The organism is Microcoleus sp. BM001215392 (assembly GCF_036700185.1).
In the GTDB taxonomy this organism is placed as follows: Bacteria; Cyanobacteriota; Cyanobacteriia; order Cyanobacteriales; family Microcoleaceae; genus Microcoleus.
Genome location: NZ_JAUBOJ010000208.1, coordinates 1 through 12,682, shown reverse-complemented (window position 1 = coordinate 12,682; position 12,682 = coordinate 1). Strand labels below are relative to the sequence as shown.

Here is a 12,682-nt window from a genome sequence, read left to right as displayed (position 1 = left end):
TGTGCAAACATATCCGCAAGGGCGAAGCATTCGCGCCTGTATCCTATCGACTATATAAGAGATTTTCAGCGCGAATGCTTCGCCCCTACAAAAAACGGGATGCTCTCTAAAAAAATCTCAGAAATCAAATAAAATTACTGTATTTCCCAATCAAAACTCTCTCCCCCAATAGCCACTGTGAACTTGCCGCTAACCTCGCCCTCGCAAACCCAAACCCGCAAAGCAGACCACCTCAGGATCTGTCTCGAAGAAGACGTACAATTTCGCGAAACTACCAGCGGACTGGAACACTACCGTTTTGCTCACTGTTGTTTGCCAGAACTCGATCGCACCCAAATCGATCTTACCTCCACATTTCTCGGCAAAAAACTAGGCGCTCCCCTGCTAATTTCCTCAATGACAGGCGGCACAGAACTCGCCCAGACAATCAATTATCGCCTCGCCGATGTCGCTCAGGAATACAAACTCGCAATGGGCGTCGGTTCCCAGCGATGCGCTGTCGAAAACCCTCAACTTGCTCCGACATTTGCAGTCCGCCGCCGCGCTCCCGATATTCTGCTATTTGCTAATATTGGAGCCGTTCAATTAAACTACAATTACGGTTTGCAAGAGTGCCAAAAAATAATCGATATTCTCGAAGCAGATGCCCTAATTTTGCACCTCAATCCGCTGCAAGAGTGCGTTCAAACTGAAGGCGATACTAACTTTAAAGGACTGCTCGAAAAAATTGCTAAATTGTGCGATAAATTACCAGTACCCGTGATTGCAAAAGAAGTAGGTAACGGTATTTCGGGAAAAATGGCACAGAAATTGCGATCGGCTGGAGTAAGCGCGATCGACATTGCCGGAGCCGGAGGCACTTCTTGGGCGAAAATAGAAGGACAACGAGCCAAAGACGGCAAGCAGCGCAGATTGGGCGCCACCTTTGCCGACTGGGGAATCCCGACAGCCGAGTGCGTTGTCAGCACCCGCGCCGTAGCGCCAGATGTTCCCCTGATTGCCTCTGGGGGCTTACAAAACGGCTTGGATGCAGCGAAAACCATCGCCTTGGGCGCGGATGTGGCGGGGCTGGCGCGGTCGTTTCTGGAAGCAGCCGCAGCATCGGAATCAGCAGCAGGTGTTCTAGCTGAGGTTTTAATTGCAGAAATCGCTACTGTGATGTTTTGTACGGGCTGCGCTAACTTGGATGAGTTGAAACATTCTGGGGTTTTGGAAAGGTTAAGATAAAAGTATGTCAGTTGGCAGTTGGCAGTTGGCAGTAGTCAGTTGGCAGTTGGCAGTTGGCAGTTGGCAGTTGGCAGTTGGCAGTTGGCAGTTGGCAGTAGTCAGTTGGTAGTTGGCAGTTGGCAGTAGTCATTAGTTACTGATTATTGGGAGAGATAAAAAAAGTAAGAAATAACAACTGTCAATTACAAAATGTTAATAATTACCAACGGTTAACTGCTAATTAGCAACTGTCAACTGCTAATTACCAACTGCTAATTACCAACTATCAACAGTCAACCGTCAACAGTCAACCGTCAACAGTCAACCGTCAACAGTCAACCGTCAACCGTCAACCGTCAACCGTCAACCGTCAACTGTCAACTGTCAACTGACTAATTATCTAAATGAAAGATTTCCTAAAATATACTTGTGCAAGTTTGCTGGGAACCTTCCTCGGATTGTTGCTGCTGGGCGGCATCGGATTGGGAGGACTGGTAATGTTAATTGCTCTGGCGGCATCGTCGTCTAAAGATTCGGGCCCGCAAGTAAAAGATAAGTCGGTATTGGTATTAGACCTTTCTCTAAATATCACCGATAGCAAACCGAGCCGCAGCACGAGCGCGGCGATTCAAGAAGCGCTTTCGGATGAATCCGGCGATGCTGTGACGCTGCGCACTGTTTTAGATGCGATCGAATCTGCGAAAAAAGACCCGAAAATCGTGGGGATGTATCTCGAAGGCAGTTCGGATGCTAGCAGCAGCGGGTTTGCTAATCTCAAAGAAGTTCGATCGGCATTACAGCGTTTCCGAGATGCCAAAAAACCCATTTTTGCTTACGAAATGGACTGGAGCGAGCGAGATTATTACCTCGGTTCCGTTGCAAATACAATTGCTATCAATCCTTACGGATCTCTTGAAATCAACGGTTTTAGCAGTCAATCAATGTTTTTGACCGGTGCTTTCGAGAAATACGGCTTGGGAGTGCAAGTGACTCGCGTCGGGAAATACAAGTCAGCCGTCGAACCGTTTTTGCTCAAAAAAATGAGCCCGGAAAATCGCCAGCAAACCCAAAAATTGCTGGGAGATATTTGGGGCGAATACCTAAAAACAGTCGGGCCGAGCCGCAAATTGACTGTTCCCCAACTGCAAGCGGTTGCAGATAATGGTGGAACTTTGATGGCTGACGAAGCTCTCAAAAGCAAGTTAGTTGATAAAGTTGTCTACTTTGATGAAATTGCAACTGAACTGAAAAAACTAACAGGAACCGATGCCGAAGATAAATCTTTCAAGCAAATAAGTTTGAAAAACTACGCCAAAGTTGCTGAGAGTAAAAACTCCACTCGCGCTCACAAGAAAAACCAGATTGCTGTGCTTTACGCTGAAGGTGAGATTGTAGACGGCGAAGGCGGCCCGACTCAAGTAGGGGGCGATCGCATCGCTGAAGAAATGCGCAAAATCCGAGAAGATGACGACATCAAAGCAGTAGTTTTGCGCGTCAACAGCCCCGGAGGCAGCGTGACGGCTGCGGAAGTCATCGGGCGGGAAGTCGCGCTGACGGGCAAAAAAAAGCCAGTTATCGTGTCGATGGGCAATTTAGCAGCTTCCGGCGGCTATTGGATTTCGATGGGTTCTAGCAAAATCTTTGCTGAAGCCAATACGATTACTGGTTCCATCGGCGTTTTTGGGATGCTGTTCAATGCCGAAAAGTTGGCTGCTAACAACGGCATAACTTGGGACGTGGTAAAAACCGCCCGTTTTGCGGATACTAACACGGTTTCCCGCCCCAAAAATCCTCAAGAATTGGCGAATATTCAGAGAATAGTCGATCGCATTTACGATCGATTTATCACCAAAGTCGCCGACTCCCGCAAACTGCCAAAAAACAAGGTGCAAGAAATTGCTCAAGGCAGAGTTTGGTCTGGTACGGCTGCAAAACAGTTGGGTTTAGTCGATGAAATTGGCGGCCTAGAAGATGCTGTTAGAGAAGCGGCTAAGCAAGCTAAACTAGGCGACGATTGGCAGTTAGAAGAATATCCAAAACGCCGCAGTTTGGAAGAGCGAATTTTGGAAAGAATATCCGGCGTTCGCGTTGTGAAACCAGCCACCAAACTCGACCCGCTGACGGCTGAAGTTAAGAAAATGCAGGATGAATTGGCTGTTATCAAGTCGATGAATGACCCGCAAGGGATTTACGTTCGCTTACCTTTCGACTTGCGGATTAATTAACTTTACTCTTCAACCCGCTTAGAGTGGGTTTTGTCTGACAAGAAGCGGTTTCAACCGCCGAGTTTGTCTTTACTCTTCAACCCGCGGAGGCGGGTTTTGTCTGTGTAGTAGCGGTTTCAACCGCCGAATTTCAACCGCCGAGTTTCAACCGCCGAGTTTCAACCGCCGAGTTTCAACCGCCGAGTCCGATATTGAAAAACCCGGTTTCCTCAAGAAACCGGGTTTATGAATACCCTATAAGTCGATCGACTGCGAATTGGCAATATTTATTATGCAGCACGCTGAGTCAGCAATCCCCAGACGAAAAGTACCACGATCGCGCCGATGACTGCAAAAGCTATGCTGGGTAGAGTTAATGCTCCGAAGGATGCTCCCGCGCTAGTCCCCACAAAGACTTGGCCTAAATAACCTCCCACCAGCGCGCCGATAATTCCTAAAACTGTGGTTGCCACAAAACCGCCGCCTTGAGTTCCCGGATAAATGGCTTTGGCGATCGCACCGGCAATCAGTCCTAAAACAATCCAAGCAATAATTCCCATTTCTTTTCTCCTGAGTGTTTAACTTTTGTCTGCCTTGTCTTATGTTCTAAGAATAACAACCAATCTTCTCTCCTTTCCTCTACCGCAGGGAGGAACCAAAAGTGGTAGAATTTCTCATGCACCCTCCGATTTTGCAGTTTTTTAATGTATCAAAAGAGTTATAAAATAAATAACAATCCAGAAAAAAAGCCTGACTTATATAGCATATAAGGCTTTAGTTATTTAGCCCCGAAGCAATCACCGCTAGTATTTGTACAAGCTCAAAACCTCATAGCCGTCATCCAGGGTTAGTACAACCAAATTTGGGTGTGCCCAAAGATACTTATAATTAAACCCGAAGCAAAGTTAAAGAACAATTTTTCGTGTTTTTGTGTTTTACTGGTAAAAAAAATTACAATAATTCAGTCAAATTAGGAAAGTTTGCCCCCGATGAATCTGACACTGTGCACGATCGTGAAAAATGAAGAAGCAACACTGTCGCGGACTTTGGACAGCGTGAAGGGTGTTGTAGATGAAATAGTTGTAGTAGATACTGGTTCGCGCGATCGCACCCGTGAAATAGCCCGAGCATCCGGGGCGAGAGTTTATGACTTTGAATGGTGCGACGACTTCGCAGTGGCCCGCAACGAGTCTCTGAAATACGCCCAGGGCGACTGGATTTTGGTTTTGGATGCCGATGAGGTGCTGGTACCGGAGATTGTACCTCAGATGCTGCTGGCAATTAAGAGCGATCGACTGTTGCTAATCAATCTCATCCGCCAAGAAATCGGTGCATCTCAATCGCCTTATTCGCTGGTGTCGCGCTTGTTTCGCAATCGCCCCGGCATCCGCTTCTCTCGCCCTTACCACGCCATGGTAGACGACAGCGCGGCTGAGATTATGCAGCGGGAACCGCAATGGAAAGTCGCTTCTCTCCCCGATGTGGCGATTTGGCATTCTGGTTATCACAAAGATGCGATCGCCGCCAAAGGTAAATTCCAAAAAGCTCAAGCAGCAATGGAACGCTATATAGCTTATTATCCAAACGATGCTTATGCGTGCAGCAAATTAGGCGCCCTGTACGTAGAAAGCGGGCAAATCGGGCGGGGAATTAATTTATTAACCAGAGGCTTGGCTGCTGCGACAATTGATGATTCTATTGTTTACGAACTCAACTATCATTTAGGCATTGCTTACCGCCAAAAACAGCAATTTGCACAAGCCAAAGAACACTATCAGGCCGCAATTAATACAGATGTTTTCCCGGCACTAAAATTAGGTGCTTACAATAATTTGGGCAATTTGCTCAAAGATGAAGGAGATTTGCAAGCAGCAGAAAAAGCTTACAAAGCAGCTTTAAAAATCGACCCCAATTTTGCAGCAGGCCACTACAATTTAGGACTGACTTTGAAAGCAGCCGGAAATTTGGTAGATGCGATCGCCTATTACCGACAAGCGATTAAAATCGATCCCGAACACGCCGAAGCCCATCAAAACTTGGCAGTAGCGCTGCTGAAAATTGGCAAAATGCCCGAAAGTCTAGCAGAATTCAAAAGAGCGATCGCCCTTCACGAACAGCGCCGCCCCTTTGAAGCAGAACGCCTGCGCCGCGGACTCCAAGAAATGGGTTTGATTTAAACAACTTGTTACAAAATAATTTGTAGGGGCAATCCCCCCGTGGTTGCCCTCGATCCTGAGGGGTAAGCACGCACCATCCACTACCCCTACAAATCATGAAACTTACCAGCAAAATTAAGCAATTATCTCTACTTTGCCGCTGTCCAAATCGTAGCGCGCCCCAACAACTTTCAGCTTGCCCGCTTTCACTGCTTCAGCCAAAATAGGCGACGCAGATTTTAATTTTTTTACATTCATTTTTACATTAGCTCTGACTGCGTTATCCCAAGCATCGCCCAATTGATTTTTTGTAGCATCAACGGCTGGTTTAATCGCCGCTACCAAAGTGCTAATGTGACCCGGGACAGCTTTACCATCCAAAGCTGCTTTCACAGCACCGCAGCGTTCGTGACCAAGAATTACTAATAGCGGAACGCCTAATTCTAATGCGGCATATTCCATATTTCCGAGAACGCCGTCGTCGAGAAAATTTCCAGCTACTCGGATATCAAATAAATCCCCCAATCCTTGGTCGAAAATAATTTCGGGTGTTACCCGCGAATCAGAACAAGCCAGGATGGTTGCAAACGGATGTTGACCCTTTGCTACTTCGGTAATTCGCGATCGGCTTTGGTCGGGAAATGTTCTTTTTTGGTCAATATACCGCTGATTTCCCCGCATCAATTTCTTGAGTGCGGCCTCAGGAGTGATGTTTGAGACTGCTGCTTCTGCATAGGCGGGTTCAGTTTTGAACAGTCCTGGTGCAATGGTTGCCACCAGCGCCCCTGCACCTGAGATCCAGATCGCACTCCGCCTCGACATCTTGCCTATTTTTTTTGAGTCGGTCATTACTTGCAACTCTATTTAATTATTTATATTTATTAGTATGATATTTACCATAAGCTGAGCGAGATTTCTTTACTTTTTCTTTACAAGTAGCTCCTAAATTTAAACTTCAAAAAACAGGCCTCTTTTTCTTTGATTAAGTCAACGGCTGTGATACTTCTGGCGACCGAGGATGCTATAGTGTATCTAAAACAACAATTGTTTATCAATGAATCACAATGTCTTACGTCGCCAGCATTCATCTCTATCCGGTCAAGTCCCTTGACGGCATAGCAGTCAGTCAAGCTACTATTCTTGCCAGCGGAGCTCTATCCGGCGATCGCTCTTTTGCAATCTGCGATCTTTCCGGAGCATTTGTAAACAGTAAGCGCAACAGTGGAGTCGATTTTTTGCGCCTATCATTTGACATGAAAAATAGAATTGCGGGTCTGAAAATTCAAGACACCGAACAAGAAATATTTTTTCATGTAGATAGAGAACGCCCCGCAATAGAATATTGGTTGAGCAACTACTTCGGTTTCCCCGTCAAGTTAATTGAAAACTTGCTCACAGGCTTTCCCGAAGATATCGCAGCACCCGGGCTAACCATGATTGGTACCGAAACAATTGCCCAAGTTGCATCTTGGTTTCCGAGAGTTTGCGTTAACGAAATGCGCCACCGCTTGCGAGCTAATATTGAAATAGGAGATGTCCCAGCTTTTTGGGAAGACCAACTTTTCGGAGGAGCTGACGAAGTAGTCAGGTTTAAAATCGGCTCCGTAATATTTGAAGCTGTTAATCCCGGTCATCCCTGTCTCATCTCTGCGCGAAATTCTACGGTGAAAGAAGCTGCTCCCAATTTTAAAAATTTACTAATAGCCAAGCAGAAAGAAATCATGCCTTACTTGGTAAAAACAGGAAATTCAAATCAGTTTGGTCGGCTGATAGTCAAGACGCGAGTGCCACATCAAGCAGCCGGAAAAATAGTACATATAGGAGATGAAGTTCAAATTGTCAGCGTCAGTAAATCCGTATTTAATACCATTTCCGATCGCTAAAACAAATTAGGAGGACTTTGCCTTCCTGACTAATAACTCAATCCTTCTGACCTAAACGTCGCCATTACCAATCACCAATCACCAATGACTCACCAATGACTCATGACTAATCACTCATGACTAATGACTAATGACCAATCACCTTAGATTTCGGTTGGTACTATAAACTGCGATCGGTCTGTCAATTCCTTTAAACCGGAAATCTCCCATCGGCTCAAAACTTTGAGGTAATCGCAGCAACTTGTAAGTAGCTTCGCTCACCACGCATTCTCCAGGCTGACAAATTCCCTCCATCCGAGCAGCCAGATTAATAGTCGAACCCAACACCGTATAATCAACTCTTTTAGAACTGCCAACATCCCCAATAATCGCCTTGCCGCTGTTAATAGAAATCCGTAATTGCAGCGGTTCGCCCAAACTTTTATTTGCATTGAGTTCATCAAGACGGTTGAGCATTCCCAAAGCTGCCGCCACAGCGCGATCGGCATGATCGAGCTGTGGTTCCGGCGCTCCAAAAAATGCCATAATACAATCTCCAATAAACTTATCTAAAGTTCCTGCTTCCCCAAAAACTTCTTGCAGCATTTCTTCAAAAAAATTGTTGAGCAACCGCGCAATTTCAGGGGGACTCAAGCGTTCTGACATCGCAGTAAAGCCCACAATATCTGCAAACAAAATGCTGATTTCCCGTTCCACAGGCGGTAGGCGGTGGTCAATTAAAGTCCCCGTATTCATTAAATGCTGCACCACAGCCGGAGAGTGATAGCGTTCCAATCTTTGCCGCATAGTTTCTTGGGTGCGGAGTTTTTGTGTCAGCAGCCACCGCTGCACGCTAGAAGCGGCGATATTTCCTAAAGCTGAAAAAAAGCTCAAGTCTTCATCTCCGCCCAGATGCCACTCTCTAGAAGTCAGTTGAGCGTCGCCGTAAAGCACTCCAAAAACTGTATTTTCATCCCACAAAGGAACAGCTATCGCCGTGCGAATTCCTTTATCGATCATGCTTATATTGTCGTCAAACTGTTCGTCAAACTGAGCGTCGGCAGTTTTGAGAGCAACTTGTTCCTCCAATACTTTGCGGCAAATAGTGCGGCCGATCCAACTGCCGTCAGCGGGGATATATTTATTTTTTGCAGTGGGTCTGGCGGCAGTTTTAACGACTTCTAGCTCGCCGTTCGTTTGAAAGTCTATTAATAGCGCTAAACGTTCGATGTTTTTGATGTCGCGGAACACGATTTGCTGGACTTGATCGAAAATTGCTTCGATGGATTCAGCGGTGTTTAAATACTTAGCAATATCGACCAAATACTTTAAGCGCGAGATAGCTTGTTCGTAGTTTTTTTCGATTTTAGTGTCTGGTTCTATCCACTGTTTTTGCAGTTCTTTGGCTTTGCCGAGGATGGTAACTCCTTCGGGCATGGTGCCGATTTCGGGAAGTTGGGGGTCGGAGCGATCGGGCAAAACGACAATCAGATTGATCCGGTGTCCCAAATAAATAATATCACCCTGATTGACTAAGTGAGGTTGGTTGAGGGGACTGTTGTTCAGTAGCGTCCCGTTGGTACTGCCCATATCCTCAACCAGCCACTCCCCTGAAGCTATTTTAAACAAGCGGGTGTGGTGCCGGGAAATGTCAGAAAAAGGCAGTTGCAAATCGCATTCTAGCAACCTACCGATAATAAATTCGTCACCCTCGACAGGGACGGTTTTTTCGATGATTCCATTGATTTGCAGTTCCAGATTCAATTCATTCATAAATAGCACCGCTGTTGAATTTTCAAGGCTTTGATAAGACTTGAATTCATCAGATAAAATCTTCTACGAGTCCGATAGATCGGGCGGCAACTCCAAAGTCAGTTGACCCAAAACACCTGTTCTAAAATCGTTTAACATCTGCCGCGCCGTTCGTTCGACATCTCCTTTATACCTGTCTTTTGCTACCTCGTGCAAATAATCTTCACCATTACTAGATCCTAAATCTAATTTATACCTGGATTTGAAACCAGATACTGAGATCGAGGAGTCATCGGCAGCCTGTAGCTCCCGGAGCAAATCTACCATAGCTGCGGCTACTACCTGATTGTCGTAAGCTGCTTCGCCAATATCTTCGCAAATAGCTAATTTTATGGCATTTTCTTGATTGTTAATCCGGGTGGGGATTACTCCGGGGGCATCTAATAACTCAATTTCGTCAGAAATGCGAATCCATCGGAGCGATTTAGTTACTCCAGCTCTACGAGCACTGTCCACCACTCTGCGCCCTAACAGGCGATTAATTAAAGCAGATTTTCCGACATTGGGAAAGCCCATCACCACGGCGCGGACTGGACGGGGTAGCATTCCTCGATCGAATCTACGCTTATTTAGCTGCACCCCAGCTTCCTGGACAGCATCGGAAACATCGTGTACTCCTTGGCCGTGCTCGGCGTTAGTAAAATAAGCAGTTTCGCCCTGAGATTCAAACCAGGTTTCCCACGCATCGCGGGTTCTAGGCGTAATCATGTCCATGCGGTTGATCACCAACACTCGCGCCTTACCGCCCACCCAGGTGGGCATTTGGGGGTGGTAAGTCGCTAGTGGAATGCGAGCATCTCGGACTTCGAGCACCACATCTACTCGCTTTAGCTGTTCTTTTAATGCCCGTTCAGCTTTGGCTATGTGACCGGGATACCAGTGAATTTTCATTAGTTAGTTGACTGTTGACTGTTGACTGTTGACTGCTGACTGTTGACTGCTGACTGCTGACTGTTGACTGTTGACTGCTGACTGTTGACTGTTGACTGTTGACTGTTGACTGTTGACTGCTGACTGTTGACTGCTGACTGTTGACTGCTGACTGTTGACTGTTGACTGTTGACTGCTGACTGTTGACTGCTGACTGTTGACTTTTGACTGTTGGTTACTTGTTAGTTGTTACTTGTTAGAAATCTCCATAAATTACAGATAAGTCTAAGCAGGATAAGGATTTCAGATTCATTTTTGGAGATGTCTGTTAGTTGTTAGTTATTACTTGTTAGTTGTTACTTGTTATTTGTTAGTGGTTTAATGGCAACCGTCAACGGTCAACGGTCAACGGTCAACGGTCAACCGTCAACGGTCAACCGTCAACCGTCAACGGTCAACCGTCAACTGTCAACTGACAACTGACAACTGACTAAGGCACAATCAAAACTGCACAAGGAGACAGATTGATCACCCGACTGGTAACGCTGTCAGACGCCCCATCGTCAGTTAAACCCATGCCCCGACAGCCCATCACAATCAAATCAGCCCCAACTTCGTCAGCCACATCACAAATCGTGAAAGCAGGTTTGCCTTCTCGTTCGATGATTTCAGCTTCAATTCCCTGCTGGGAAAACATCGACTGGGCTTCAGACAGCAGTTTGGCGACTGCTTCGGGGGAACTCATCACCTCTCGCGGCGCCTCACCCTCCTCGGCTGGGGGTTCGACTACCGACAGAATAACTAAACGAGAGCCGTAGGTTTTCACAATATTGACAACCTTTTCCGCCGCTTCGCGGGCTTCTCGGCTTTGATCTACAGGAAATAAGACAGTCTTGAACATAGTTCGCATTTCCCGGACACGGACTCCGATAAAATGTTTACGTTGAGCCAAATCAGTGCCGTTTGTTTCATCTTCCGTTTTTTGTACGGGTGCGGTTGAATGCGCCCGAGGCCCCAAGTGCAAGTGACGAGTGCCGCCATTTCAACGGAATTAGACAAAAACACAAATATTAGGAGGTTAATCCAGTGACAAAAAAAACTGTAGCAAATTTATCGGCATCGGACTTATCGGGGAAACGGGTATTGGTGCGGGCGGACTTTAATGTGCCGCTCGACAACGGCAGTATCACCGATGATACTCGCATCCGGGCTGCTCTGCCGACTATTGAGGATTTGGCGTCGAAGGGCGCTAAGGTGATTTTGTGCAGTCACTTCGGGCGTCCCAAGGGTGTGACGGAGAAGTTGCGCTTGACTCCGGTTGCTAAGCGGTTGTCGGAATTGTTGGGGAAGGAAGTCAAAAAGACTGATGACTGCATCGGTGATGAAGTGGCTGCTACTGTGGCGGCGATGGCTGATGGCGATGTCATTTTGTTGGAAAATGTCCGCTTCTACCCAGAAGAGGAAGCAAATGACCCGGAATTTGCGAAGAAGTTGGCTTCTGTTGCTGATTTGTATGTCAATGATGCTTTTGGGACGGCTCACCGAGCTCACGCTTCTACTGAGGGTGTGACTAAGTATCTGAGTCCTTCTGTGGCTGGGTTTTTGATGGAGAAGGAGTTGCAATATCTCGGTAGTGCGATCGACAATCCGCAACGCCCCTTAGCTGCTATCATCGGTGGTTCTAAGGTTTCCAGCAAGATTGGAGTTATCGAAAAACTGCTCGAAAAGTGTGACAAATTGCTGCTGGGTGGCGGCATGGTGTTCACGTTCTACAAAGCTCGCGGTTTGAACGTTGGCAAGTCTTTGGTGGAAGATGACAAGCTCGAACTGGCGAAGTCTTTGGAAGCTAAGGCGAAGGAACGGGGAGTTACTTTTCTGTTACCTACTGATGTGATAGTTGCTGACAAGTTTGCTGCTGATGCGAACACTCAGACTGTCTCCGTTGAGAGCATTCCCGACGGTTGGATGGGTCTGGACATTGGCCCGGATTCTGTGAAAACTTTCCAAGATGCTTTGGCTGATTGCAAAACTGTGATCTGGAACGGGCCGATGGGCGTGTTTGAGATGGAGAAGTTTGCTGCGGGAACTGAAGGTATCGCTCATTCTTTGGCTGGAATTACTAAGACTGGTACTACCACGATTATCGGTGGCGGTGACTCGGTGGCGGCTGTGGAACAGTTGAATCTGGGGCCAGAAATGAGCCACATTTCTACTGGTGGCGGCGCTAGTTTGGAGCTGCTAGAAGGTAAGGAATTGCCTGGTGTTGCGGCTTTAGATGAAGCTTAAATCTTCGGATAGCAGGTAGAAGACAGAAGGCAGAATTCAAGATAATTGTCAATTAAAAAAAGTTTATTTTTTAGTTTGCTATGCTATTGAAATTTCTGCCTTCTGCCGGCTTATACGGTCTCCACTAGAACCAGCTTAATCAAGGTTCGATCGTTCGGAATGCGAGTCCTTCTATGGATGCGGACTCGCATTCCGAACGATCAAACCTTTTATATTGGAGTTATTGAAGGACAATCGATTTGAGATTTGAGATTTGAGATTTTAGATTGAAGCATTGACCCCACGG

General features: G+C 46.6%; 10 protein-coding genes. 5 read left to right on the top strand and 5 right to left on the bottom strand.

The window, feature by feature from the left end; all coding sequences use genetic code 11:
• The first annotated feature begins 177 nt into the window (after positions 1-177).
• Both fni and sppA read left to right on the top strand, forming a co-directional pair.
• Entirely contained in the window at positions 178-1,227 is a 1,050-nt protein-coding gene (fni, locus tag QT974_RS20770) for a type 2 isopentenyl-diphosphate Delta-isomerase (protein ID WP_333470317.1), read from the top strand.
• A gap of 383 nt (positions 1,228-1,610) precedes the next feature.
• Positions 1,611-3,431, top strand: coding sequence for a signal peptide peptidase SppA (gene sppA / locus QT974_RS20765; protein WP_333470316.1), 1,821 nt, complete (start codon positions 1,611-1,613; stop codon positions 3,429-3,431).
• 269 nt (positions 3,432-3,700) lie between these two features.
• Here sppA and QT974_RS20760 read toward each other — a convergent pair whose 3' ends face one another.
• A complete protein-coding gene (locus tag QT974_RS20760) occupies positions 3,701-3,970 on the bottom strand; it encodes a GlsB/YeaQ/YmgE family stress response membrane protein (protein WP_293131370.1) in 270 nt (89 codons plus the stop codon).
• A gap of 429 nt (positions 3,971-4,399) precedes the next feature.
• Here QT974_RS20760 and QT974_RS20755 point away from each other — a divergent pair, with 429 nt between their 5' ends.
• Complete coding sequence (locus QT974_RS20755) at positions 4,400-5,587, top strand: tetratricopeptide repeat protein (RefSeq protein WP_333470315.1); 1,188 nt, start codon at positions 4,400-4,402, stop codon at positions 5,585-5,587.
• Positions 5,588-5,701: 114 nt separating this feature from the next.
• Here QT974_RS20755 and QT974_RS20750 read toward each other — a convergent pair whose 3' ends face one another.
• Complete coding sequence (locus QT974_RS20750; RefSeq protein ID WP_333470314.1) at positions 5,702-6,415, bottom strand: carbonic anhydrase; 714 nt, start codon at positions 6,413-6,415, stop codon at positions 5,702-5,704.
• 215 nt (positions 6,416-6,630) lie between these two features.
• Between QT974_RS20750 and QT974_RS20745 the strand changes: the two genes are divergently transcribed.
• Positions 6,631-7,449 carry an MOSC domain-containing protein gene (locus QT974_RS20745; RefSeq protein ID WP_333470313.1) on the top strand — a complete coding sequence of 273 codons (819 nt, stop codon included), beginning with the start codon at positions 6,631-6,633 and terminating at the stop codon, positions 7,447-7,449.
• Between the two features lie 138 nt (positions 7,450-7,587).
• Here QT974_RS20745 and QT974_RS20740 read toward each other — a convergent pair whose 3' ends face one another.
• From QT974_RS20740 to QT974_RS20730, 3 genes are all read right to left on the bottom strand, one after another.
• Positions 7,588-9,201 carry an adenylate/guanylate cyclase domain-containing protein gene (locus QT974_RS20740; RefSeq protein WP_333470312.1) on the bottom strand — a complete coding sequence of 538 codons (1,614 nt, stop codon included), beginning with the start codon at positions 9,199-9,201 and terminating at the stop codon, positions 7,588-7,590.
• A gap of 63 nt (positions 9,202-9,264) precedes the next feature.
• Positions 9,265-10,131 (bottom strand): ribosome biogenesis GTPase YlqF, encoded by an 867-nt coding sequence (gene ylqF, locus QT974_RS20735; RefSeq protein ID WP_333470311.1) that lies wholly within the window; start codon positions 10,129-10,131, stop codon positions 9,265-9,267.
• Between the two features lie 469 nt (positions 10,132-10,600).
• A complete protein-coding gene (locus QT974_RS20730) occupies positions 10,601-11,011 on the bottom strand; it encodes a universal stress protein (RefSeq protein WP_293131349.1) in 411 nt (136 codons plus the stop codon).
• 185 nt (positions 11,012-11,196) lie between these two features.
• Between QT974_RS20730 and QT974_RS20725 the strand changes: the two genes are divergently transcribed.
• On the top strand, positions 11,197-12,396 hold the full coding sequence (locus tag QT974_RS20725) for a phosphoglycerate kinase (protein WP_333470310.1): 1,200 nt from the start codon (positions 11,197-11,199) through the stop codon (positions 12,394-12,396).
• Positions 12,397-12,682: the final 286 nt, after the last annotated feature.